We start from the raw sequence: 25628 nt of genomic DNA on the forward strand, positions 1-25628 counted from the left end.
AATCTAGGTACGTTGTTGCGCTTCAGCGCTCTTTCCGATATCCCAAAAGAGCGCTGAAGCGCAACTACATACCTTGCTCTAGGTACGTTGTTGCGCTTTAGCGCTCTTTCCGATATCCCAAAAGAGCGCTGAAGCGCAACTACATACCTTGCTCTAGGTACGTTGTTGCGCTTCAGCGCTCTTTCCGATATCCCAAAAGAGCGCTGAAGCGCAACTACATACCTTTTACGTACCTTTATAAGTTCCAGGTAGATAAGGAAGATAAGCAACATAAGGATTTTAAGGAATTTAAGCATTTTAAAATCGACCAACCAGCATAAAAATATTTATTTTAAAAGACCGTATCTTCCCCTCGCCACAAATAAAAGCATTTAATAATGATGACATCACTGAGCACAAGAGCAAGCTAGGCAAGAATCAATCAACGATAAATAGCCGGATAAAGGCTTGCTTTTTTCTCAATAAAAAACTTGTGTAAATTGGAGAATCAAAAATGTCTGTATCTCAACGCATTAAATTCGGCACATCTGTTATATTAACATTGGCAACCGTTGCCGGAACCGCAGCGCCGATGCTGACTCCTGCGCCTGCTATTGCTGAAACAGCTTTTTCGGATGTTAGTAATAACTATTGGGCGAAAGACTTTATTCAAGATTTGTCAGAAAGAGGCATTATTAAAGGTTTTCCCGATCGCACTTTCCGCCCGGATGCACTGGTAACGCGGGCGGAATTCGCGGCAATGATCCGTTCTGTGAAAAAGGCGAAAACTCGCGCTGCTATAGGTTTTGTCGATGTTCCGTCTAATTTTTGGGCGCGGGGGGCGATCGCCGAAGCTTATGAAATGGGATGGATGTCTGGCTACCCCGGCAATGTTTTCAGGCCATCACAGCAGATTCCTCGCGTTCAAGTTGTAGTGGCTTTAAATAACGGGCTGGGTTATGAGCCTGCTTGCAATTTTCAAGATGTTCTCAGCTACTATAATGATGCGGGTGAAATTCAAAGTTATGCTGTGAAAAGTGTGGCTGCTGCTACTGAAAAACAGTTGGTTGTCAGCTATCCCAATCCTAAATCCCTGAAGCCAAACCAGTCAGCCACGCGGGCGGAAGTAGCTGCTTTTATCTATCAAACATTAGTCAGTACCAATCAAGCAAGAGCAATTAATTCTCCTTACATTGCTAAGATTGATATTGGCCAGAGTGTTGCTGTGAAAATCCCCAGCGGGGTGACTATTCCCATCGAGTACGCCAAAGGCAAAATTTTGCTCGCCCCCAATGACAAGTCTCCGATTACGCTGACTGTGGCTGCGGATATCGCAGGAAGTAATGGCAAGGTTATGATACCCGAAGGCTCGAAAATTAGTGGCGAATTGCGATCGACTGCTGAGGGCGTTCAGTTTGTGGCGCAAGAGTTAAGTATCATCAACGGTAGCAGAGTTCCTCTGAATGCTACTTCGCAGGTGATTACTCGCAAAGAAACTGTGACTAAGGGCGTGAATGTTGGTAATCTGATTAAGAACACGGCTTTGGGTGCAGCAGCGGCGGCGGCGATTGCGGGAGTTACGGGCGATCGGGCGATCGCCACTGAAGAGGTACTCGGCGGCGCAGGAGTCGGTACTTTGGTTGGGGTATTTTTGGGTCGAGATAAAGTCGATTTGTATGCTGTTAATCCCGACACTGATTTAGATTTATTGTTGAATTCTGACTTGGTATTGGGTACTGCAAATACAGGCATTTGTCGCGCTCGATAAAAGGAATTTCCGCAACGAGCAATATGCGGGATGTAGCGAACGTAACGGATGTAAGTGATGCAGGCTGAACTCAGAAACCGGGTTTCTTTGGAGATTGATTGTTACTAAACTAACAAACTCGTAGAAACCCGGTTTCTAGCCGAAGAGTGTACAGGCTGAACTCAGAAACCGGGTTTCTTTGGAGATTGATTGTTACTAAACCAAAAAACTCGTAGAAACCCGGTTTCTCGCCCTGGCGCGTCAGCCTTATTTAAATCAAAATTTCTACGAACATCCCAGACTTTCTCGCGTAGAAACTCCCGTCACGGGATTGACACCATCGGCTTTTTCGCACATCATTGTTACTTGATAAGCATCGATAATTGCGTCGGTAAAATCAGCCCCGGAAATGGCTGCATCAAAAAAACGACTTCGAGTCATAATTGCTTCGGTGAAATTAGCATTCGTCAAATTAGCGCCGTCGAATGTAATTCTATCGGCTAAAGCACCGGACAGATTTGCACCTGACAAGTTGGCCTTCCACAAAACTCCCTTAGTCAAAATCGCATTGGTTAAATCAGCGCCTTGAAAGTTGGTTCCCCGCATCTCGGCGGCGACGAATGTTCCGCCCGCTAAGTCAGAATTGGAGAAATCGCGATCGGACAAGTTAATATTTGTGTAATTAATATTTTTTTTTGGTAGCGCAAATGCCGGAGTAGCACTCAGCATTACCCACCCAAAGGCTAACACTACACTTATAATTAGGCTCAGTAAAATTCGGAATAGACTTTTCATGATGATGAGAATAGGGAATAGGGAATGGGGAATTGGGAATTGGGAATGGGGAATTGGGAATGGGGAATTGGGCATTGGGCATTGGGCATTGGGCATTGGGCATTGGGAAGAAGGGAAAACAGGGCATTGCAAGCAACAAATAACCAATAACCAATAACCAATAACCAATAACTAATAACCAATAACTAATAACTAATAACTAATAACTAATTAAATCGCTTTACCAAATCTTCGCCGACGCGAAGTGTCAAGTCAGATTCAATTTCACCAGTAGAAGATGCTTCTATTTTACCATAGCCTAAAGTTTTTTGCAGAAGATTTGCTGCTTCTAAATCGCCTTGCTGTACAATAATTTGACTTTGACGTTGCTTGTCGGGCCAATCTTTGACTACAGATACGTTAGAAAAGCCCTTTTTTCTGAGAAATTCAGCGACGGTTTTGGCGGTTTTTGGGTTGCTAGAAGCATTTTGGACGGCGATTTTGAGGCTGCTGGGTGAAACCGGCTGGCTGGGATTGGCGTTTCGCCCTTGGGCAAAATCCGCTGCGCCTTGTTTGAAATATTGTGTCATAATGCGATCGCGCCCAGCAACATCGACAATCCAATAACTCCTCAAATCCCCTTGTGATGAGCTAGAGCGTCCCGGTAACATCACCATTTTAAAATTATCTCGCTCCAATTGCAAACCGAAATTTGCGATCGTCAATATTTCCTCAAAATTTAGGTTTGTATCTACATATTTTTGCATCAATCGCACAATTTGTGGCAATCGCACCAATACTGATGGACTTGCGAGGCGGTTGCGAATAGCTTGAATTAAAGATTGCTGTCGCCCAATTCGGCCGATATCTCCCAAACCGTCGTTGCGAAATCGAGCCAATTGTTCTGCTTCTTCTCCGTTGAGATTTTGCCATCCCTGTGCTAAATTTATGCTTAACTTTTGGGCTTTATCTGTATAGGACATCGCCCGAGGTACAAATACCTCAACTCCGTCCAACAAATCGACTAATTCCCGAAACGCAACGCTGCTGACTCGCACGTATCTTTCAATTGTTGCATTGTTGGCGATAGTGCTCACCAATCGCGCCGCCAAAACTGCTCCTCCTCTGGCATTTGCTTCGTTAATTTTGCTGAAGCTAATTCCGGGAATTTCGACTTTTGTATCTCGCGGAATTGAAAGCAAACTAATAGATTTCTCTCTAGGATCGAGGTGGAATAAGAGTATTGTATCGCTGCGGCCGTTAAAAATCTTGCGGGAATTGGGGACAGATCCGGGTACGCGGTCAATTCCGAGGATTAAGATATTAACAGGCCGCGAGAGGCGGTATCCAGAGCGGTTGGATGATATATAGTTAAAGCCTGTAGCGTCTAGGACTTTGCTAATCATTTGCGGTTCCACGGGTGCTAAGAGGGCGGTAATTGCCCCGAGTCCTGCGGAGATGGCTGCTGTGACAATTAGCACAAATAGCCCAAATATACATAGTGCTAATTTGAGCTTTTGTCTAGATTTGCGATCGGCTGGTTTAACAAAGTTTCTCTTAAAGATTGACAAGTTTTTCATTGACTTGCTCTTGATTATTACATTTTTTCAGCTTTGCAATAAAACTTGGGCGGTGCTTCTAGAAAGTATTTAAACAAAGCCGGACAAAGCCAGCCTTCGAGATTTTCGGCTTCCCACCGATACCAGTTTCCGCCGTATTCTGTTTTAAACCAAGCCATTTCTGCTTGATATCCGGGAAATGGATTGGCTGAAAATAATAGTCGGAAACCTTGAGCGGCGTTGGGAATGTCTGCGACAAGTACGTTAATCATTTCGGGGACGCCCTGAACAAATGGTTCTCGGACAAGTCCGGCTCGCTCGTCGTCAAAAACCCAGGTGTACTGTTCGCGATAGGGGAAAATTACCATCATGGCATTTGACATCGTATTCTCCTCTTTTTATTTTGTTTTTTGGGGATATAAATACAAGTCTTGATACATTATATTCGGTGCAGCGGAAGTTGTGTAAAATCCGATTTTCGTACCGTGTTTTAATGCTAATTTAAAATAAATTGCTACAATTCTTAATCTTGTACCAATTATTAAAACTCGCAGTTCTGTGAACTAGACGGTATTGTCGTATCCCTACAGATGCTCGCATACTATTTATAATATTTTGCCAGTTTTTTTAGGATTCGTATTAGTTGCTTAATTTTAGATAGTGAATATTTTAAATATAATTTTTTGCAATATTTATTTTGATATAGTGGCTCTCAGAAAGATAAGGTACGTTGTTGGGCTTCAGCCCTCTTACCGTAGATTGTAGACCAATACGGTTCATTTAAGAATAGTCAGGCTGCTAAAAGATGCTTGTATTTCCTGTAAATTCGTGAGATTAAACTCATTTGAAAGCTTTAATCCAAGCGTATTTAGGTATATTTGGTAAAAGCTGTTGTTGGGTAAGTTGGTAGATCACAAATCTTCGGAGGGCCCAAGCCCAACAACGTACCTTTTTTCGGAGGGCCCAAGCCCAACAACGTACCTTTTTTTTGAGGATTACTATAGTTAAGGTTTAGGTTTTTTGGGAATCTCCCGCTGAATTTCCTGTTAGCTCAGCTAGCGCTTTCGCTAAATATTCATACTGTGGCAAGGTATTATAAAATTGAGCTGAAATCCTCACCAGCCGCTTGCTAGAATCTGGCCAAGGAATAACCGGCACTTCTATTTTAAAAATCTGCCACAGCACCTCTTGCAATGGTGGAATTCCACCCGTTGCAGCGGCGTCAGGCTGTTCGTCGGCTAGTGGTATAACAGCCATAGAACCTACCATTTCATCGGGACAAGGCAGCGGCAAATCTAATTTATCTGCTAATATTTGTCTCCCAGCCAATGCTAAATCATGATTCTTTGCCATCAATTCCGGCCAGCCGCCACTCAACAAAGAACCCATGAAATCAATGGCTACAGGTACGCACAAATAGGGACTTGGATCGACTGTTCCCATCCAGTCAAATTCTAGTTGAAAGCGTGATTTGTCGGCGCGCGGTGAGTTGGCGCCGTGACTGATGGTAGTTGGCCGAATGCTATCTTGTTTGTCTCGCCTCACGTACAGAAAAGCTGCACCTTTCGGCGCGCACAGCCATTTGTGGCAATTTCCTGTGTAGTAAGCGGCGCCGATTTCTTCTAAATTCAGTGCTACCATTCCCGGTGCGTGAGCTCCGTCTACTAATACATCTACGCCGCGATTAGCTAATTCGCCGACTAACTGTTTGATGGGAAAAATTAAACCTGTTTGGCTGACAATGTGGTCTAATAAGGCTAATTTTGTTTGCGGGGAAACGCACTTAATTATTGCTTCAATAATTTGTTCTGGCGATTCAATGGGAAATGGTATTTCTGCTACTATTACTTTGGCGCCTGTGCGCTCTGCGATAAAATCTAGTGTGTTGCGACAGGCGTTGTATTCCTGATTTGTGGTTAGCAATTCGTCGCCCGGACTAAAATAGAGCGATCGCAAAACGGCATTGACTCCAGTGGTAGCATTCGGCACAAAGGCTAATTCTTCTTCGCCTGCACCAATAAAGGTGGCTAACTGATTTCTGGCGTTATCTAACAGCGGCTCAAATTCCCGCATTAAAAAGCGCAATGGTTCTCTTTCCAGTTGTTCTCGAAAACTGGTTTGCGCTTCCAGTACGGGAATCGGACAGGCTCCAAAGGAACCGTGGTTGAGGAATGTGATTTCGCGATCGAGTAACCAATATTCGTTAATCATTAGTTATTAGTCATTAGTTATTAGTGCGAGCGTCCCCGCTCGCGAACCCTATTAGTCATTAGTCTGTCAACTGTCAACTGTCAACCATTTTACCTTTTAATTGCTCAAATTCTTCTAGTGTATTGCAATTCGATAGCATGACTGCTTCTCGTTCCCCTACGGGTAGAGGGATTACTTGGATTTGATTTAACCACTGTTGAAATGAATGTCCCCCTTTGTCAATAAAACTTTGCAAGCTGGACAGAGATTGTTTGCGGTAGAAACCGCATAATGGCTCCCAGCGCGAATTTTGATAGGGGACAACTGCTAAGGTAGATGGGGGAAACTCTGTTAACTTACTCGCCCAATTATCAATGATTCGGGAATCTAATAAGGGCAAATCGCAAGCTAATAGCAAAATCCAGTCGGCAGAAATGTCCGTCAGTCCTTGAGTTAATGCCACTAAGGGGCCGGAACCCGGATTGTACTCTACCAGAAATTGGGATTTTTGGGTTGGGGTCGATCGATAGCGATCGGGCCAAGCAGTCAAAACATACACTTCTGGCGTTAAGGCTGCTGCAACCTCACACGCCCGCTGCAACAGGCTTTTACCCTCAATTTCTAGGAGAGATTTATCTGTACCCATCCGCGAACTTTGACCGCCTGCGAGCACAATTACTGCTATTTTATGGTTAATCATTGGGCATTGGGCATTGGGCATTGGGCATTGGGCATTGGGCATTGGTCATTAGTTAACGGTTAACTGTCAACTGTCAACTGTCAACTGTCAACTGTCAACTGTCAACTGTCATTAGCACTCAACCTGATTGATTGTGCTCAATTCAAAGCACTAACGGCTTTGCTAACTTCCTCAAGTTTTTGCACTACTTGACCGCTGCTTAATAAGGTTTCTGCCTCAATCAAACCAGAGTCCATATCCAAACAAATTCCGCTGCGCCACAGATAAAATCCGCCGTTCCAGATAGCAGATTGCATCATTTCTGAGGGTTTTCCTAACAAAACTTCCTGCATTTGTTTGAATAACTCAGATGCTGATTCAAAGGCGGGATTTGTACTGCTAAAACCGTAATCTCCGTGGGCTAAAAGCACTCGCTCGAACTCGGCGCCCGGTTTAGCAATGCCGATAATTGCAGTTCGATCGCGCGGCAAGTCGCAACTGCCCTCCAATCCTTTGACTGTGGTATAATTTTTGACTCCCCGCAACTCAAAGGCTGCTTGAAACATACCCTCTGTAGGCGGGTGCACGTAGCCTGAGATGACGTTAACGTCGCCGGCGCAGGGACACCACATCAATTCCATTGTCGAAAAAGGCGGCCGTTTGCCGATTTCGCGGCGGTAGGGCACTAAACTCGCGGCTTGAGGAAAATGCTTGGGAAGGTAAACAAAACCTAAACCCGTACTGTTAAAAACTTGCTGGACTTTTTCTAAACGGAGTTTTCTCCAGTCAACTCCTAAACCGCGCCAAATTTCGATTAGGGGAATGCCTTCTTTGGTTGGCATTGTCTCCCCTCCGTGCATGACGGTTGGGACGCCAGAGGCGGCTAATATTAGGGCGGTTATTGGGCTAATTGGAGCGGTGCGCGATCGCCCGTCGTAGGCTACGCCAAACACGGCGACGCTAGAAACGGCAAATCCTTTTTCTCGGTTGGGAGGGGCAAGCATCGGCCCCAATTCTTCGTAAGCATCCAGCATTCCGGCTAATTCTTCGCCGGTGGGCCGTTTGATGCGATGGGAAATCATGAAAGCTCCGATTTGAGTCGGTGTTGCTTCTCCTAGCAGCATCATTCGCGTGGCTGCTGCTGATTGCGATCGAGTTAAGTTTTCTCCTGTGTGTACTCCACTGCCAATTTTTCGTAGCAATTCTCTAAATGCGTCACTCATAATTATTGAAGTTGGTCATTGGTCATTGGGCATCGGGCATTGGGCATTGGGCATTGGGCATTGGTTATTGGTTATTCGTTATTGGTTATTCGTTATTCGTTATTGGTTATTCGTTATTGGTTATTCGTAACGCCATAAAATCTCAAATTTCAAATCTCAATTATAAACAGGTATTAATTTCCGGATTTTACTACTTTGATGACATCACATGGTGGTACAAGTTCCCGTACCAGATTCCAGAAATGGGCGATCGGCGGAATTTGCATTCGATCGTGAGTTGTTACCAACACCACTTCGCGAGTCCAAGTCGGATCGATCGCCGATTGTCCGTTAGCGAAGCCCTCGAAGAGGATCGCCGAAACCTTGGAATTTGGGCGCTCAAGAGCGATCGATCGAATTGCTAAAGTGCGATCGGCCTTAGCGTCTAGCAAAGCTGAATGCGGCAGCAAAGCAATCAATTCTCCCTGGCGCACCACGCCTCGAAAAGCATCGAGAGTGTTGAGTTCCAAAACAGCATGAAGTTTAGCACCGATGCGTCCGAATTGCTCTTGTACCATGCGCTGCATTCCGTACCCGTCCTTAAACACCACTTGCGGGTAACAAATCAATTCCGGCCAAGGTACTCGATCGTACTGGGCCAGGGGATGACTCGCGGCCATTAATACCTCGATCGGCTCATTGTAGAGCACCTCAACCAACATTTCCGGGGCTTGAGTAAAATAGCGGTTGTTCATCACCACCGCGATGTCCACCAAACCGTCTTTGAGAACTTTCAAAGCTCGATCGCTTCCCAGGGATGTCACGCGCAACTGCACCTCAGGATAGCTGCGACAAAACCTTTGCAGCACAGGCGGTAAATAAGCAGCGCAAACCGAGTGAATCGCAGCCACGCAAAGTTCCGGCTGTTTTCCCGCCAGCAAGTCTCCCAATTCGACCGCAGCATTTCGCCAACTCTGACAGATTTTGCGAGCGTGAGGTAACAGGCGTTCCCCTCCCACTGTCAGCTTGGCGTGGGCGGTGCGGTGAAACAGCGACAAACCCACTTCCGCTTCAAGTCCCTGCACTTGACGGCTAATAGTCGATTGGGTGACGCCGCACTTCCGGGCTGCTTGCTGAAAGCTACCGGTTTCAGCAACTGAAAGAAATGCTTGAAGCTGCTCTAAGCGCATGGATGTTTAATTCGAGATGGTTTGAGAACTTTGACTGGGAGATCGTCAGAGACATTAGAGACCTTAACCGATTTAGTAGAATAATTTAGTACGTCTTGATACAGGTGCAGATTAGTTTGGATTCTGGTTCTAGAGGCGCGGATGCTTGGCTCTACAAATTAATTTGCTCGGTCAGGATTTATTAGGCTAAATTAGACTTAGACTATTCCATTCTCTGAGATTAAATGGGAGCATCTCTGTTTTGCAAGAAGCATTTTTTAAAGAGCGGACTGAAGTCCGTACTACGAACCTTTTTTGAACTCCCGACAGCACTGCATTTTTTAAAGAGCGGACTGAAGTCCGTACTACGAAACTTTTTTTAGCTCCCGACAGCACTGTAAATGCAAAACTGAGATGCTCCCAATTAAATCCATTATATGACTGGAAAACTTGATTGATAAAACGATTTAATTCAGCAAAGTTGAGCGTTCGATGTTTTTAAGTTTGTAACTCAACAGATTTAATGAATTGCACTGTCATAGGGGTTTCCTCAATCACTCTAGCTAACTTGTTTGTATGTAAGATTAAAAGTTAAAAGCTAGCATTTTAGATCGTACATCTTTCAAGATTATAGTACCTGGCTCTCCCTATTACTGTCAATAAATGTCCGAATCTTGCCGCCCGTTTGAAACCTCCGATGAACTTTCATCCCTGCCTAAAGTCACTGTTGTTTTCTGTTTTTTTGTGTATAGACTAGGAATTAGCGGGTCAGCAACACAAGTGGAAGTACGATCGATCGCACAGGAAAGGCGAAATGCAGAATTTTCTTAAGATTATGTCATTTAAGCACAATTTTATGCCCCAAGGTGGATGGGAAGAGTGGCAATTGCAGTTAATGGGACTGCACGCGGTGAGCGATTTGTTAATTGCCTTGGCTTATTACTCAATTCCAGCGATGCTGATCTACTTTGCCAGGAAGCAGCGGGATGTGCCTGCCAGCAAGGGTTTTATCCTATTGGGACTCGGGTTTTTCTGCGGTGGGACAACTCACCTGATGCAAGTTTCGATGCTGGTTCATCCCAGCTACGCGCTGTCAAGTTTGCTCGCTGCCTTTACCGCTGTCATTTCTGTGTGGGCTGTGGCCCAATTGATGCCCTCGCTTTCTCAAGTGTTGGCGGTGACGCGGGCGACACAATTAGCAGCAAATACAGCGCTGGAAAGTCAAAAGGCCGATCGACCGCAAGCTGGCTGTACCATTGAAAATCCCGTCCCATCCCCCAGCAGCGAACTCGGGCCAATTAACCAGCAATTGCTCCTAGAAATAGCGCAGTCGGAGGGAGTCCAACAACTCCTGCTGGAAATTGCCAACAAGCTGCAAGCAAGCGAAGAACGCTTTCGCGCTTTTCAGGAATTATCTCTAGACGGATTTAACGTGTTTCGCAGCATTCGTGACGGCTCTAAAATTGTCGATTTTGAATGGGAATACGTCAATCCCGCTGCGGCAAAAATTCAGCAAAGCACTCCTGAAGAATTGGTCGGAAAGCGATTGCTGCAAGTCCTGCCCGGTCATCAAGATAGCGGTTTGTTCGATCGTTACGTGCAAGTTGTAGAAACAGGAATTCCCCTCAATACTGAGATTTCTTACAACAGCGAAGGCATTGTGGGCTGGTTTCGGATTGTGACCGTTAAATTGGGCGATGGCATGGCTATTTCTTTTAGCGATATTACTGACCGCAAGCAAGTAGAAGCATCCCTGCGCGACGCCCTGCAAAAACTCACTTCTCATTTTGAAAATACGCCCCTAGCTGTGATTGAGTGGGATGAAAATTTTCGCCTCAGTGGGTGGTCTCCGGCTGCTGAAAAGATTTTTGGGTGGAAGGCAACAGAAGTTTTAGGCAAGCATTTTAGCGAATGGAACTTTATTTTTGACGGCGATGTGAAAGATGTACAAGCGGCAATTGAGAGTTTGAAAAACCAACACGAACGGTGCAATGTCGTTCGCAACAGCAATTATGATAAGTCGGGTTCTTTGGTGCATTGCGAGTGGCACAATTCGGCTTTTTACAGCGATTCTGGACAGTTGATCTCGATGCTGTCTCTGGTTTTGGACGTGACGGAACGCTTTAAGTTTATGGAAGTGCTGCGACAGTCAGAAGAGCGGTTTCGGATTGCGGCAGAAAGTGCGAGCGATTTGATTTACGAATGGGATATCGAGACCGGTATCGTGCTGTGGTTTGGTCGTGTAGATGAAATTTTGGGGTACGAAAAAGGCAGATTTCCGAGGACGAGAGCAGCTTGGAACAGTATTTTAAATTCGGAAGACCGATCGCAAATCGAGGCCGCAGTCGATCGATATTTGAGCGCGCCAGACAATTGGACTGCCCCATTTTTTCAGGAATACCGCGTGCAATGCTCCGGTGGTGGCTTGCTCCACTGGATCGATCGGGGCAAAGTAGTTCTTGACAAACAAGGCCATCCGTGGAAATGGATCGGCGTGATTAGCGACATCAGCGATCGCAAAGAGGCCGAAGAACAGCGAAATCAGGCTTGGGCGCGGGAACAAACCGCCCGCCGCGCAGCCGAAGCCAGCGAACAGTTGTACCGCATTCTCGCTGAAACTATCCCCCAAATAGTTTGGACTGCTTGGCCTGACGGCTGGATCGACTACTACAACCAACGCTGGTTTGAATACACCGGTTTGACCCTAGAAAAAACTCAAGGCTGGGGGTGGCAGCCAGTGGTGCATCCAGATGACTTGAAAAATTCCCTGGAACGCTGGAATGAGTCGGTGCAGATGGGGGAGACCTACGAGGTGGAATACCGCTTGAAACGGGCATCTGACGGGGTTTACCGCTGGCATCTGGGTCGCGCCATGCCAGTACGGGACGCTGACGGAAACATCCTCAAGTGGTTCGGGACTTCTACTGATATTGACGATCGCCAGCGATCGGCCCAAACAGCGGATTTGCGCGCCCGAGCTTTGGCTGTGCTGTCATCGGCTTCTTTGAATTACCAAGAGGCGCTGCAAGATTTGGCAGATTTAGCAGTACCGGGGCTGGGGGATTGGTGCTGCGTGCATTTAATCGAGGCCGACGGCTCGATCGGCTTGCAAGCAGTTGCTCACTCAGATCCGAGCAAAGTCGCTCTGTTGTGGCAAATCAATCGCCGTTTGCCGGTAGACCCCCAGGGACGCCACGGAGTAGCAAAGGTGCTGCGGACTGGAGAATCGAAGCTCTACCCAGAAATACCGCATTGGGCGATCGAGGCGGTGCTGTCGGACAACGAACTGTTGGAAGTGCTGTGCTACCAGAACCCGCTGTCGGCAATCTGCGTGCCGCTGATCGCTCGCGGGCGGACGCTGGGAGCGATTTCGTTGCTGTGCGGAGAGTCCGGCCGCCGCTGCGGCGAGGGCGATTTGATTTTGCTCTCGGATTTGGCGCGGGATGCGGCGGTGGCGATCGATAATGCGCGGCTTTACCGGGAAGCAGCGGAGGCCAACCGGATTAAAGACGAGTTTTTGGCAACGCTTTCTCACGAGTTGCGGACGCCTCTGAATGCAGTTGTCGGCTGGGCCCAGATACTGCGACAGCGCAAGTTGAGTGCCGAAAAAACGGCTGTGGGTTTGGAGACGATCGAGCGAAACGGGCGGTTGCAGACTCAGATGATTGAGGATTTGCTGGACGTTTCCCGGATTGTGAGTGGCAAAGTATGTTTGAAGCTGCGCCCCGTGGATTTGGTGCCGATTGTAGAAACCGCAGTCAAAGCGCTCGCCCCTGATGCTGAAGCTCGGGGAGTTGAATTGGCGACTTTTTATGGCGAAGGGGTGAGCTTGGTGAGGGGCGATGCTACTCGTTTGCAGCAGGTAGTGTGGAATTTGGTCTCGAATGCCATTAAGTTTACGCCACCGTCCGGTAGCGTGGAAATCAGGCTCTCGGAGGAGGGGGAACCGCGATCGGCTGGTAGTGCCATGTTGTCTCCGTCTCCGGTTCACTCTGTGACGATCGCCGTTAGCGATACGGGAATTGGCATCAGCAAGGAGTTTTTGCCGTTTGTGTTCGATCGCTTCCGCCAAGCTGACAGCAGTCATACACGCAATTACGGCGGGCTGGGAATCGGATTGGCGATCGTCCGCCATCTCGTGGAACTCCACGGCGGCACTGTCTGGGCCCAAAGTCCCGGCCTGGGACTCGGCTCGACTTTCGGGGTGCGATTGCCTATTGAAAAGAGGTAAAGTTGACAGAAGAAGACAGACGGCGGTTGAAACCGCGCCTAAACAGACAAAACCCGCCTCCGCGGGTTAAAGAGTGTCCGGTTGAAATTACCTTATCCTCTTCAGTCCGCGGAGGCGGACATCGTTTGTGTAGTCGCGAATTCTATTCGCCGTCTTTTCTTAATTCTGCTATTGCATCCTAATTCTCTTGCCATTCTTGCAGGGCGATCGCAATTCCCTGTTTTAATCTGGGTTCGAGACTTGGACGATCGACTAAACTTGCTAATTGCTGCCGAACCTCTCCCCCACCCAGCCGTTTGAGTGCTGATAAACTATGCAGTCTGACGCTGTTATCGGCATCTGCCAACAGTTGAATCAACACATCTACCGCTCTGATATCTCCTAATTGTCCTAACGCTAAAGCCAAAGATTGTTTGATTTGGGAAGACTGCACGGCGGGATGATTGCCCTCTAGCAAATCGATCGCAATTTCAGCAGCTTTGGTTTTTAATTCCGGCTTTTCCACTCGCCCCAAAACAGTGACAATCTCTTGACAAACAGCAGGATTCTTGTTTTGAATTAATCGGTGTTCATCGATAATTGGAATTGCAGAATTACTTGTCAATACCTCGCCTTCTAAATCAGCAGCCGATCGCCAGATCAGCGCTTTTTGCAAATATTCTAAACCGGCAGCGGTTTCACTCCAGCCGAGGGCACGCACAGTTTCGATTTGCAATTCAAGGGGAGTTGCGGGCGATCGCAACAATTCAAATAAAGCCGCCGCCGCAGCATCGGTTTTCAGTCGCCCAATTGCGATCGCCGCCTCCTGACAAACTTCTAAACGGATATCCCAAAGCAAAGGTTTGAGCAACTTAACTAAATCTAATTCTGCATCTAAATAGGCGCGCACCCCAAGAGCCCGCACCGCTTCCTTTCTGACTGCTGTCGCCGGATCTTTGAGTGCACCTACCAGTACCGACGGAATCCGAGAGTCGTGAAAACTACTCAACGCCTCAATAGCGCAAGCACGCACCGCAACTTGAGAATCCGTGACTACACTCAACAGCGGTGGGATAATTTCGGGGCGCCGAATTTGGGCGAGGGCTGCTGTAGCAAACTGTCGCGAGTCTGCTTGTTGTAGGAGAGTTGTCAGGGATTCGATCGCACTCGTGCCGAAATTTCCTAGAGTTTCCGCCGCAATTTGGCTCAATTCTTCATCAGAATTTTCGATTAATTTTACTAAAGCTTGCATCACTTCCGGGCGATTGCCTTTGGGATAGCTAGGCTTCACGAACTTTCCGAGGATGCGGGCGGCAAACCACCGGGGCTCTGTATCTGCATCTTCGTCTTCAAGCAAGGCGATTAAAGGTGCGATCGCGCCATTTCCCAGATTGGGCAATACCTTAGCAATTTCCCAGCGGTCTTGAAAATCCCCCCATTCTAAGGCTGCGATTGCTAAACTGACAGCCTTTTCTAAAATATGTTCTTCCGGCTGCTGACTACCGTTTGCTGTCAATTGCTGCAAGCATTCAACTAAAAGAGGCCAGTTTTGGCGATCGGCAGCAGCTTGCGCTTGTTCTAAAATATTCGACATGATTTTAATTTAGCTTCAAGAAGGTAGATGACAGCTAGCGCAGAATGCGAGAGACTTTTCAGCAATCTTTTGCTACAATTATCAATTATTTAAGATTAATGTCAATCCATCACCATGGGTAAAATGTAATTAAAGCATTAAATTCATGCACTTAAGTCATCCACCTGTGAAATTCTTAATTTGAAAAACCAAAATCGCAGTTTAGCACAGCTTTTAGACAACCAAGATAAAAACAACCACACCCAACCATGACATAATTCCCATTCCCAATTCCCAATTCCCAATTCCCAATTCCCAATTATTCATGAAAAAAGCTCTCCTTTTAGTAAACCAGCACTCCCGCAAAGGGCAAAATTTATTATCTCAAGCCACTGTAAAATTACAAGCACTTGGTTTTGATTTAATTGTCGAATCTACAAACCACGCAAATGAAATTTCCGAAACAATTCGGCACTACCAACATCAAGTCGAATTAGTAATAATCGGCGGAGGCGACGGCACACTCAACTGCGCCATAGAAGGTTTGATCGACACTAAATTACCCTTAGGTATTTTGCCCATGGGAACTGCTAACGATTTAGCCCGCACTCTCGAAATTCCAACAGATTTATCCGCAGCTTGTCAAGTAATTGCCAGCGGTAAAATTCGGCTCATAGACTTAGGTTGGGTGAACGGCCAGCATTTTTTTAATGTAGCTAGTTTAGGATTGAGCGTGCAAATTACCCAGAGACTTACTAAAGACGTGAAACAGCGCTGGGGAGTTTTAGCTTATGCTTTTACCGCCTTACAAACAATCTGGGAATCGCGACCATTTAGAGCCGAAATTAAAGTAAACAACCAATCTTTTCATGTGAAAACCATTCAAATTGCGATCGGCAACGGCCGCTATTACGGCGGTGGCATGACAGTTGCCGAAGATGCCACCATCGACGACAGGCGGCTGGATTTGTATAGTTTAGAGACAAAAAATTGGTGGGAAATCATTGCTTTGCTGCCAGCGATGAGGCAAGGAAATCATAACAGTTGGCCCAACGTTCGCGCCTTGCACGCTCAAGAAATTGAGATCAATACTAGCAAGCGCCGTCCGATTAATACCGACGGTGAAATTACCACTCAAACGCCTGCAAAATTCCGAGTGATTCCCCAAGCTTTGGCCGTTATCGCTCCTGCATAACTGATAACTCATATATCAGTAACGGGCAAGATGCCCGTTCCACAAAAGATTAATTTAATACCAATTTTTCAGAAGAATGCAACAGTATTCTTGTCCCCCCCCTTAGCAAGGGGGGGCTAGGGGGGGGTCAAAGAGTGTTGCACAATTTTAGATAATTGGTATAACTTCCAGGCTAAGCGCCCGGTAATATCATATCCGCTCGATTACCATAGTAAAAAAGGTTCGTAGTGAGGACTTTATTCCTTAATAGAAGAAGGACTAAAGTCCTCACTACAAACCCAGTTTTATTGTCATCAGACAAATTAGGTACGTAGTTGCGCTTCAGCGCTCTTTCCTAATATTATAAAGAGCGCTGAAGCGCAACTACGTACCTTCGCCCAAAGGAAAGTGCTTACTACGAATAAAAATACTGAGAATTAATAATCGCCTCCAGCGCCGTATTTCCAGGCTTCAACTAATCGGTGAAAATAGTATTGCTGTTGGGTTCCTAAATTTTTTACCTGCGGTTCTACCGCTTTCCCTAAAGGCTGTAATCCTGTATAAATCCCTAAATTCACATAATGAACCATCCAATCGAGCAAATTAGCTATCCCCACCTGCGGGATAATTTTCATCACCAATCCCGGATGGCTGATTGCTGTTTTAAACAAAGTTTGCGACAAAGCCGGAAACAGCACGATATCCTGAAGAAACGGCTTGAGCACTGGTTCTCCCAATTCTTCCATTATCCCAAATACAGCAGCCAAAAGTTGATTGATTTGATTGGGGTCTATTTTCTGATTGATCGCAGCACTCATCGAACGCTGAAACAACCAAGTAACTGATAGATTTGGTTGATACGGTTGCAAAAGTGCCAGGGAATTTTTGTCTAGACTTTCGCTGGTTAAAGCTTCGTCAATTCCGAGAGTCAAGCGTTTGAGGTGGCGCACCATTGCCCCGAAACCGCCGAAGCTGAGGGGCGATTGGCTGCCGCTGCTGTCTCCGACTGGAAGTATCCGATTCCAAGGCATTTTTAGAGGGCTTTGGCGGTAGCAGGGAAAGAATCCGTAGAGTGCTCTTTGGAATTTTAACTGTTCGAGTTCGACGTTTTGATATTCGGGAAGCAAGCGCAAATAGTCTTCAAATAATGTTTCTAAACTAAATCTTTTTGTGTCGGCGTCTATATAGGTAAATAAGTAAGTCGTGCGCCCGTCTCTGGCGGGAAATGCTTCCCAAAAATATTGGCACTGATTTTGCATTGGGGTGAAGGATGCAAATATATCGCCAGTGTCATTTTTGGGGTATCCTTGGGCACAACTGCCGACTACTAAACATACGGCGTCGGGTTTTTTGCCTTGTCTTGCCTGACGGACAATGGGCGAAAAATGTCCCATTGCGTCTAATAATAATCTGGTTGTAAATGAAGTGTTGACATTTGGTGAATCGGTATTTTCTGATTCTACTATAACTCCGTTGGGGTGAATTGTTGCTGTTTTAAATGGTGTATTTTCAAATAGTTTTCCTCCGAAATGGAGAAATTTATGTTTGAGGGTTTCGAGGAGGTAAATAGGGTCGATGCCGATGTTGAGTACGTCGCGAATCCAGATGTCAGGGGTGTTGGTAAAGCTGATGCGGGCTGGGTTGTATTCGGTGGCAATTGCTTTGTCTATTTCTTCAACTGAAAGCAAGTTTAGTTCTAAGAATGCGTCTAATTCTTTGCGTGAAATGTTCCATTCTTGTTCGCGCCCTCGCAGGATGCCGCGTTCGAGTAAGGCTACTCGCCAACCGCGTACTGCTAAGGCTGTACCGATTAATATTCCTAGGGTTCCGCCGCTGATAACTATGTCGAAGTCGAGGGTTTCTAGGGGTTGTTGGCTGTGTTTGACGGCTGCGGGTGTTGGGGCGGTGTTTTGTTTGAGGTTTTCCCAGAGTCGATCGACCTTTCGCAGGCCTCCAAGGGCGTCTCCCGGCACTTGGGAGAGAATTTTTTCGGTGAGGGACATCGGGTTTTAATATTTAATAGCGGTTAATTTTATATAATTTAGCTTAGAATCTGGTCTGCATTTAAATTTAAGTTTTGGGCGGGTTCTCCGGCCCACCCCACAAGAGTTCCCGAGGGAGCATCTCAGTTTTGCATTTACAGTGCGAGCGTCCCCGCTCGCGTGCGTATAAAAGCACGCGAGCGGGGACGCTCGCACTGTGAAGAAAAAATGCTTCTTGCAAAACTGAGATGCTCCCGTTCCCGATCGGTAGGGTGCGTCAATCGATTTTAGATTTTAGATTTTAGAGGCGACCCACGGATAAATTCGGGGGCTTGATGATTTTCGATTTGGGATTGATTCCACGGATAAATCACGTGGCGGGTACCACCTGTGAAATTCTTGGTCAGCTAGGATGATTTTGGCGACAAACCAACCATCTCAGACTGAGGTAAGCTGTTGCGGCATTTAAACTGTATGTCAAGAAATAATCTAAGTCTTGTGGGATGGGCTTCTAGCCCGTCCCGAATATGCAATGTTTATTTGCACGACAGCTTATCCCCGGAATCAATGGTGCGTCAGCATGAGACTTTCTGTGGTGATTGAAAATGTCACACCTGACGCACCCTACTATTTGTCAACTGGTTTAATCAGGTGCGCTTAATTCTTCAACTCGCAGCCGATCGCACAAAATTCGCTCGCACACAATAGCACCCGTCTCCGCACTCCTGCAAACTTCTAACTGAGCGGACGGGAGCGCTTCAAACAAAAAACGTTCTCCCGGAAACACCGTCCGCTCAAAATACCAATTCGGAATATTTGTAATCCGAGCAATTTGCATTTGGCTAGTAGTATTGAGATACCAACACAAAATACGCGCATCACGTTCCGAAATTACCTGAGTAAGTGTCATATTCATGTTTTTAACTTGTTTGTGAAATTGTGCAAGGTATCTGTCACCAGCCTCAGTCTAATATATATCCGCTCGCCTGTCAAAATCAAATTTTCCCGACATTCTTTAGATTAATTAATAATTAATTAATAAATGTCCCTGAGGAAATAGTGGCGCCTTCCACCTGTTCCCAAGAAGGTGCAAAAGGTGGCAGTGCTAAAGTGCAAGATTTCCATCCTCCTCGCACTGGTGCGCCTAACAATTGACAGTGACCCACGGCACCTCTTTGCATCTTGTAGTGACCGCAAAATTTACACTTAGAAGTTTGATTGCAGCCGCGATCGCTAATTACCCGATTGGGATTGCTGTGAATGTTGTGGCGTTCGAGAGTCAGGGTTTCCATCAAGATCTTTTTTAAATCGTCACTCTCAAGTATGACAGCCGGATTTCAGTCGTCGCGTCTATCTCAAGGCTTAGTTCGTTACTTAAGTTTTATTAAGGATCGATATAAAACACATTATTTTTGACATTATAAACCCAGGGAGCAATTTAATTTTCTGATTGTCGAATTGCTGGGTGTGGCTGGACGGGCGATCGCCTTAGCGCTGTGTATACTTCCTCAGACATAAGCTAATTATCCTCTTCTAACTTGCTGAACAAGTCGGCTAAAATTGTATTAGAAAACAAAAAACCTTCGGGATCGCTCAATCTCAAATTTCCCGAAAGGAGCAGTTTTTCACCTTCGGCTAAAGTGGCGATCGCCCCAGCATTCACAATTTCCACCAATCCCTGCCGCCAGTAGGGCTGCAAGCAATGCCAAATTTTATCAACCGTTTGCTGAGTAAACTTTTCAGTCAGCGCCGACAGGCTAACCCCTTCTGCCAAACGCAAACCTAGCATCAGCGTTTCTAACAAAACGTCATTGTCTGAGACTTGAAAATTGGGTTCAATTGCTGGGTGAATATCGGTCTGGGTCTCCCCCCCCAGTTGGGCGGTAGCAGCAGAAGTTGTCTCGGAAAGATTTCGCACCCACTGATAATATTCTTGAGTTTTGCGAGGCCTTGTCAACCTCCGGCCTTCCACATAACTCGCCGCCCCCATCCCCAAGCCGTAATAAGGGCGATTTTCCCAATAAACGCGGTTGTGCTGACACTGATAGCCTGGCCTAGCATAATTGGAAATTTCGTAATGTTCGTAGCCAGCATCAGTCAGAATTTCCTGCGCTAAACGGTACATTTGAGCAGCAGTTTCATCGGCTGGTAGCGGCTGGGAACCTGCTTCAAAATATCGCCCGAAAGCTGTTAAGGGCTCAACAATTAAGTCATAACTCGACAGGTGAGTCGGGCTAATTGCTACCGCTGATTTTAGGGAAGCTTCCCATTGTTCTAAGGTTTGGTGCGGCAGTCCAGAAATGAGGTCTAAACTGAAATTGACAATCCCAGCCGATCGCACTATTTCTACTGATTCCAAAATTTCTGCCACCGAGTGCGATCGCCCGCAAGCTTGCAGCAATTCATCCTGAAAAGCTTGCACTCCCAAACTAACTCGATTTACTCCCGCTGCGGCATATCCCCGCAACTGTTCTAAAGTAAATGTTCCAGGGTCAATTTCTATTGAAATTTCTGCCCCAGCAGCAATGCCAAATTTGCCGTCGATAGTTTCTAAAATATGGCTCAATTGACTGACAGAAAGCAGCGAAGGCGTGCCACCACCAAAAAAAACTGTCTTTAGAGATGTACCTAAATTTGGAGTTTCTGCAATTTCTTGACACAGTACGGCAACGTATTGGACAATTGTGCCGGAATTTTCGCCATTTTTGCGATCGCCCACCACAAAAACCGGAAAGTCGCAGTAGTAACAGCGGCGGCGACAAAAAGGTACGTGCAGGTAAGCCGAACTGGGAATGCCGGAATTTGCCACCTGCCCACTTTTTGGGAATTCAAATGTTAAATAATCTGTGGTAGGGTTCATTACATTTCCAGCTAAAAGTGCAACTTCAAATCTAAAGTTTTAATTAAACCGTTATAAATAATTATGTATATTGTGACATTTTCTTAGCAATAACGCACTGCGAACGATCTGCTATTCTAGCTTAATCTCCTAGCGATGGCGATCGGCAGTAATTCCCGAACAGGTTGCAGGGCGGTCTATTCGCACCTCGTGTCTGCCCGTGAAGGGGCGCGCTCAATGCCGTGAAGCAGGGGTAGCATATCCCCCTGCACGGTACAGGCGCGAAATATAAGTTCATAAAAATTGGTAAGTAAAGATAGCGATATCCGACCGCAACCACGAAAAAACTATCAGCACTAGAAAGATATAATATAAACACATTCATTAACCTAGAACTAAATGCTAGACGCAATCATAATTATCTCATTCATAATTGCAGGCGGAGGAATCGGCTATTACGGAGTCGAGCTCCTGCCAAACAACCTGCTGGAGCAAGTTACAAATATACAAGGCCTAAGTTCGGTACTGGGCTCGTTTGGAGCATTAATCGGCTTCGTGTTGGGATTAGTCGCTCAAACAACGTACCGGCGGTTAGAAAAGCAAGTCCGGGATATGCCGGTGGAAATGCTGCTGACACGGGCGATCGGCTTAATCATCGGGCTGCTAGTCGCCAACTTAATGCTGGCTCCGCTGTTCCTGCTGCCAATTCCCCGCGAGTTCGGCTTCATCAAACCCCTAGTCGCAGTATTGGGAAGCGTCATGTTCGGCTTCACAGGCGTCAGTTTGACAGACACCCACGGCCGCGCTTTCCTGCGACTGATCAACCCCAAAAGCTTAGACACCACAGTGTTGATAGGCGAAGGTAATTTCAAGCCAACAAGTGCCAAAGTTGTCGATACAAGCTGCATTATTGACGGCCGGATTGAAAACCTGCTAGAAACAGGCTTCCTCGAAGGTCAAATTATCATCCCGCAATTCGTGCTGCAAGAACTGCAACTGGTAGCTGATTCCGCTAACGATCAAAAGCGAGTGCGCGGGCGCCGCGGCTTAGATGTACTCAACCGCATCAAAGAAACATATCCAGAACGGATTCAAATTCACTCGGCTGACTACGAAGAGATTGCCACAGTCGATGCTAAATTAGTCCGATTCGCTTTGGATATCGACGGCATTTTGCTCACCAACGATTACAACTTGTCGAAAGTAGCTACCGTTCAAAAACTGCCCGTTTTAAATATCAACGATTTGACTCATGCAGTGCGCCCGACTTATTTGCCGGGAGATACGATCGAACTAAAAATCCGCAAAGAAGGCAAAGAACCGTCTCAGGGAATCGGTTACTTGGATGACGGCACAATGGTTGTCGTAGAAGCAGGTAGCAGCTACGTCGGCGCCGAAGCCCGAGTCGTAGTTACTAGCGCCTTGCAAACTAGCGCGGGCCGCATGATTTTTGCCCGCCCTCAAGAGTCCGTTATTGCTTGAAACTGAGAAACAATGGCCAGAGGAATTAGGGTTAAATATTGCGATCGCTGTTCCCTATCTGCCCCGACTCTCTACCGCGCCCGGTATGACGAGTCGGGGCAGTGGTTTTTTCTCTGTCTTAAATGTTGGGAATCGGTAAGTAAAAACAATCCTTTTTACTTCTACGGCGGCACTTGGAAAGCCAGCAAGAAAAAATCAAGTTTGTAGTGAGGGCTTTAGTCCGCTCTCTGCCGTTTAGTCAATCAGGACTTTAGTCCGAACGATCGAACAATTTTGATGAACTAGAGTAGTATCGCATCTTCATACAAAGCCTCGATCGCACAGCTAAAATTAACGCTCGCCAACTGAACGTCTTGCCCTTCACTGTAAGGATAAAGCACCCACAAACCCTCTGCATTCCGGCGAAAACACTCTACACTAACTCTTTCTTGATTGATTAATACATACTCTTGCAAACTTTCGGAAGTACGGTAATCGGCAAACTTTTCGCCTCTGTCAAAAGCCGCTGTTGTAGGCGATAAAACTTCCACAATTAAGCGCGGGTAGATAATGAAATCTTCAGCAGTATTACTGTCCCGTTCATCGCAAGTCACCGCTACATCGGGATAGTAATAACAATTTGCTGCCTCAATCCGAACTTTTATGTTTGCCATGTAAGGTATACAGCCACTTCCCCGAAGATGGTTTCTCAAAAGTACAGATACGTTCCCCATAATAATGACATGAGCTTTGCTTGCCCCTGCTTTTGCATAGACTTTTCCTTGTCTGTACTCGTGTTTGATGGGGCTGACTTTCTCGCCTGCTAAATAGTCTTCGGGGGAGACGTAGGTGTCGCTTTTACTTGCAACCATATAATTTTGAGGTGGGTGAGGATTACACAATTATAGCTCGTCGATGCGCGATCGCTCAGAATACCAGGCGGTTGAAACGGCGTCTGTACAAACTCTCATCCCAACCCAGAGGGGTTGAAGAGCGGTTAAAATTAGCAGAAAGAATTAGTTGAAAGCCTATCCCTTATAAGGAGAAATAAAAAGAAAACTATTTATTACTCCAATCCTCTTCCTTCTAGGTCAACTGATGTCCTAGGTTAACCATTCGACTACGTTCACGGCAAGCTGTCAACTGTCAACTGTAGACAAGATTGCATAAGTCTTCGATCGATCCTGCAACCGCAGATGTCAGACAGATAAACACAGGTAAACGCAGATAATTTCAGGGTGTTTTCCGATTTTTGCAAGAGGTCTTGTCAACTGTCAACTGTCAACTGTCAACTGTCAACTGAGTCCCTCCCTCGGGCATCATTTGACCCTTTGGTGATTTGCACCGCAGTCTGCTCTTTTAAAAATGTCAGAGAACATTCTTATCAAGAATAATAGCAATTCTCAATAAATCGTAAAGTTTTATACTCTCCGTTCGGACGCTGCACGTTACCAAAAATAATTGGTTGCAAGCCCCAAGCCCTTGAGGGAGAAATTAAAATCAGACTATTCATTACTCCAATCCTCGGACTTAAGGGTAGAGGTCACTCTCAAACTGTCAACTGTCAACTGTCAACTGTCAACTGTCAACTGTCAACTGTTAAAGCGTCTTTGGGGTTTGTTACGAAAAATAAATGTTCCAATCATTGACAACCGCTATCTCTATAGATACGATTCACTTAGCGATCGCTAAAATTTCAGATTTCAAAAGATGCTGTTTAACTCCACATTATTTTTGGTCTTTTTGGTGGTGGTGGTGTATGTCTATTACTTGCTGACACCGCAATACCGACGTTGGTTTTTGTTATTCGCTAGCTACTGCTTTTATTGGGTGTGGAGCGTACCGTACTCGCTCCTAATGGTTTTATATACCCTGCTAGCTTATACAACAGCTCGCATTATAGAGTCATCAACTAAAAACAGAGATAAAACTACTGCCTTAATTGGTTTTTTGGTTGTAGTTATAAGCACTCTCTGCGTTTTCAAATACGCAAACTTCTTCTCGGCTTCGGCACACTCCCTGTTTGGATTTTATCCTTGGCCTAAACTAAATCTACTATTACCTCTGGGTATTTCTTTTTACACATTCCAGACGATCAGTTACATAGTCGATGTCTACAAGGGCGTTACACCTGCCCAAAAGTCATTTCTCGACCTAGCACTGTACGTCATTTTCTTCCCTAATCTGGTTGCTGGCCCGATCGTCCGCGCCAAGACTCTCATGCCCCAGTTGACGTGCGAGTCACCGGTAGACTGGCTTGGGATCCGCAGTGGCATTGCCCAAATCATCTGGGGGATGCTGAAAAAAGTTTATATAGCTGACCCGATGGCATCAATTACCAGTGAGGCGTTTAGTGGGCCCCAGAGCGTTTCCGGGTTGGGGTTGTTACTAGCTACGTTCGCCTTTACAGTTCAAGTCTACTGCGACTTTTCTGGTTATTCAGATATGGCGATCGGTTCTGCCCGTCTATTCGGAATAGAACTGCCGAAAAATTTTGACAAGCCTTATATGGCCTACAGCATTACTGATTTCTGGCGCCGCTGGCACATTTCACTGTCAAATTGGCTGCGCGACTATCTTTACATTCCCCTGGGTGGCAACCGGCAGGGCCAACTCCGTACCTATGGAAACTTAATGATCACTATGCTGCTGGGAGGGCTCTGGCACGGTGCTGGATGGAACTGGGTTGCTTGGGGAGGTTTGCAAGGGGCAATGCTGTCAATGGAAAGAGCGTTTGGACTCTCCTCTGCACCTAAGTCGAAAGCCAGTTATTTCCTGCACTGGCTGTTGACCTTTTTTGTGATTTGTACTTCTTGGGTACTCTTTGCATCATCTGATTTGAACAGTGCGGGTGTGGTATTTCAGCGGATATTGACTTTTGCTGATGGCCGGATACCTATTGACTATCGCCCGATATTCTACCTGGCGCTAGTTTTGCTAATTCAATGGGGGGATGTGAAGCAACGATGGATGAGCTGGGCTCAGCTACACCCAAATTTGCTCAAGTGGATTGTTTGTACGATCGCAATTGCGCTGATATTTACCTTTGCCGGCGCCTCAAGTTCAAATTTCATTTACTTCCAGTTCTAA

20 protein-coding genes are annotated in these 25628 nt (G+C 46.2%); 6 read left to right on the forward strand and 14 right to left on the reverse strand.

What is annotated here, in order from left to right; genetic code table 11:
• Nucleotides 1-493: 493 nt before the first annotated feature.
• Nucleotides 494-1747 (forward strand): S-layer homology domain-containing protein, encoded by a 1254-nt coding sequence (locus JGK36_RS11565; protein WP_293191808.1) that lies wholly within the window; start codon nt 494-496, stop codon nt 1745-1747.
• Between the two features lie 264 nt (nt 1748-2011).
• On the opposite strand, the gene JGK36_RS11570 is transcribed toward JGK36_RS11565, so the two are convergent.
• Nucleotides 2012-2521, reverse strand: a complete 510-nt coding sequence (locus JGK36_RS11570) for a pentapeptide repeat-containing protein (RefSeq protein WP_293175093.1) — start codon at nt 2519-2521, stop codon at nt 2012-2014.
• A gap of 24 nt (nt 2522-2545) precedes the next feature.
• Between JGK36_RS11570 and JGK36_RS11575 the strand changes: the two genes are divergently transcribed.
• Nucleotides 2546-2671, forward strand: coding sequence for a hypothetical protein (locus JGK36_RS11575; RefSeq protein ID WP_293175095.1), 126 nt, complete (start codon nt 2546-2548; stop codon nt 2669-2671).
• A gap of 56 nt (nt 2672-2727) precedes the next feature.
• On the opposite strand, the gene JGK36_RS11580 is transcribed toward JGK36_RS11575, so the two are convergent.
• From JGK36_RS11580 to JGK36_RS11605, 6 genes are all read right to left on the reverse strand, one after another.
• Nucleotides 2728-4080 carry an LCP family protein gene (locus JGK36_RS11580; RefSeq protein WP_293175097.1) on the reverse strand — a complete coding sequence of 451 codons (1353 nt, stop codon included), beginning with the start codon at nt 4078-4080 and terminating at the stop codon, nt 2728-2730.
• Nucleotides 4081-4097: 17 nt separating this feature from the next.
• Nucleotides 4098-4442, reverse strand: coding sequence for a DUF6717 family protein (locus JGK36_RS11585; protein WP_293175099.1), 345 nt, complete (start codon nt 4440-4442; stop codon nt 4098-4100).
• A gap of 628 nt (nt 4443-5070) precedes the next feature.
• Nucleotides 5071-6270, reverse strand: coding sequence for an aminotransferase class V-fold PLP-dependent enzyme (locus JGK36_RS11590; protein WP_293175101.1), 1200 nt, complete (start codon nt 6268-6270; stop codon nt 5071-5073).
• 73 nt (nt 6271-6343) lie between these two features.
• Nucleotides 6344-6949, reverse strand: coding sequence for a molybdenum cofactor guanylyltransferase (locus tag JGK36_RS11595; protein WP_293191811.1), 606 nt, complete (start codon nt 6947-6949; stop codon nt 6344-6346).
• A gap of 137 nt (nt 6950-7086) precedes the next feature.
• The gene (locus tag JGK36_RS11600; RefSeq protein WP_293191814.1) at nt 7087-8151 is read right to left on the reverse strand and encodes an anthranilate phosphoribosyltransferase family protein; all 1065 of its coding nucleotides are present in this window, start codon (nt 8149-8151) and stop codon (nt 7087-7089) included.
• 173 nt (nt 8152-8324) lie between these two features.
• On the reverse strand, nt 8325-9320 hold the full coding sequence (locus JGK36_RS11605; protein ID WP_293175107.1) for a LysR family transcriptional regulator: 996 nt from the start codon (nt 9318-9320) through the stop codon (nt 8325-8327).
• A 793-nt stretch (nt 9321-10113) separates the two neighbouring features.
• Between JGK36_RS11605 and JGK36_RS11610 the strand changes: the two genes are divergently transcribed.
• Complete coding sequence (locus JGK36_RS11610; protein ID WP_293195990.1) at nt 10114-13530, forward strand: PAS domain S-box protein; 3417 nt, start codon at nt 10114-10116, stop codon at nt 13528-13530.
• Between the two features lie 178 nt (nt 13531-13708).
• Here the strand turns inward: JGK36_RS11610 and JGK36_RS11615 are convergent, their stop codons facing one another.
• Entirely contained in the window at nt 13709-15103 is a 1395-nt protein-coding gene (locus JGK36_RS11615) for a HEAT repeat domain-containing protein (RefSeq protein WP_293195988.1), read from the reverse strand.
• Between the two features lie 304 nt (nt 15104-15407).
• On the opposite strand from JGK36_RS11615, the gene JGK36_RS11620 reads away from it, so the two are divergent.
• Nucleotides 15408-16277 (forward strand): lipid kinase, encoded by an 870-nt coding sequence (locus tag JGK36_RS11620; RefSeq protein ID WP_293175113.1) that lies wholly within the window; start codon nt 15408-15410, stop codon nt 16275-16277.
• Between the two features lie 416 nt (nt 16278-16693).
• Here the strand turns inward: JGK36_RS11620 and JGK36_RS11625 are convergent, their stop codons facing one another.
• From JGK36_RS11625 to hemW, 4 genes are all read right to left on the reverse strand, one after another.
• A complete protein-coding gene (locus JGK36_RS11625) occupies nt 16694-18259 on the reverse strand; it encodes an FAD-binding oxidoreductase (protein ID WP_293195986.1) in 1566 nt (521 codons plus the stop codon).
• Between the two features lie 622 nt (nt 18260-18881).
• On the reverse strand, nt 18882-19148 hold the full coding sequence (locus JGK36_RS11630) for a DUF1830 domain-containing protein (protein WP_293175117.1): 267 nt from the start codon (nt 19146-19148) through the stop codon (nt 18882-18884).
• 121 nt (nt 19149-19269) lie between these two features.
• The gene (locus tag JGK36_RS11635) at nt 19270-19530 is read right to left on the reverse strand and encodes a hypothetical protein (RefSeq protein WP_293175119.1); all 261 of its coding nucleotides are present in this window, start codon (nt 19528-19530) and stop codon (nt 19270-19272) included.
• Nucleotides 19531-19757: 227 nt separating this feature from the next.
• Nucleotides 19758-21098, reverse strand: a complete 1341-nt coding sequence (gene hemW / locus JGK36_RS11640; RefSeq protein ID WP_293175121.1) for a radical SAM family heme chaperone HemW — start codon at nt 21096-21098, stop codon at nt 19758-19760.
• Nucleotides 21099-21476: 378 nt separating this feature from the next.
• Between hemW and JGK36_RS11645 the strand changes: the two genes are divergently transcribed.
• Complete coding sequence (locus tag JGK36_RS11645; protein WP_293175123.1) at nt 21477-22559, forward strand: PIN/TRAM domain-containing protein; 1083 nt, start codon at nt 21477-21479, stop codon at nt 22557-22559.
• Nucleotides 22560-22840: 281 nt separating this feature from the next.
• On the opposite strand, the gene JGK36_RS11650 is transcribed toward JGK36_RS11645, so the two are convergent.
• On the reverse strand, nt 22841-23410 hold the full coding sequence (locus JGK36_RS11650) for a Uma2 family endonuclease (protein WP_293191829.1): 570 nt from the start codon (nt 23408-23410) through the stop codon (nt 22841-22843).
• A gap of 512 nt (nt 23411-23922) precedes the next feature.
• Nucleotides 23923-24051, reverse strand: coding sequence for a hypothetical protein (locus JGK36_RS11655; protein WP_293175129.1), 129 nt, complete (start codon nt 24049-24051; stop codon nt 23923-23925).
• 197 nt (nt 24052-24248) lie between these two features.
• Between JGK36_RS11655 and JGK36_RS11660 the strand changes: the two genes are divergently transcribed.
• Nucleotides 24249-25628, forward strand: coding sequence for an MBOAT family O-acyltransferase (locus tag JGK36_RS11660; RefSeq protein ID WP_293175131.1), 1380 nt, complete (start codon nt 24249-24251; stop codon nt 25626-25628).

This window comes from Microcoleus sp. PH2017_35_SFW_U_B (assembly GCF_020737865.1).
In the GTDB taxonomy this organism is placed as follows: Bacteria; Cyanobacteriota; Cyanobacteriia; order Cyanobacteriales; family Microcoleaceae; genus Microcoleus.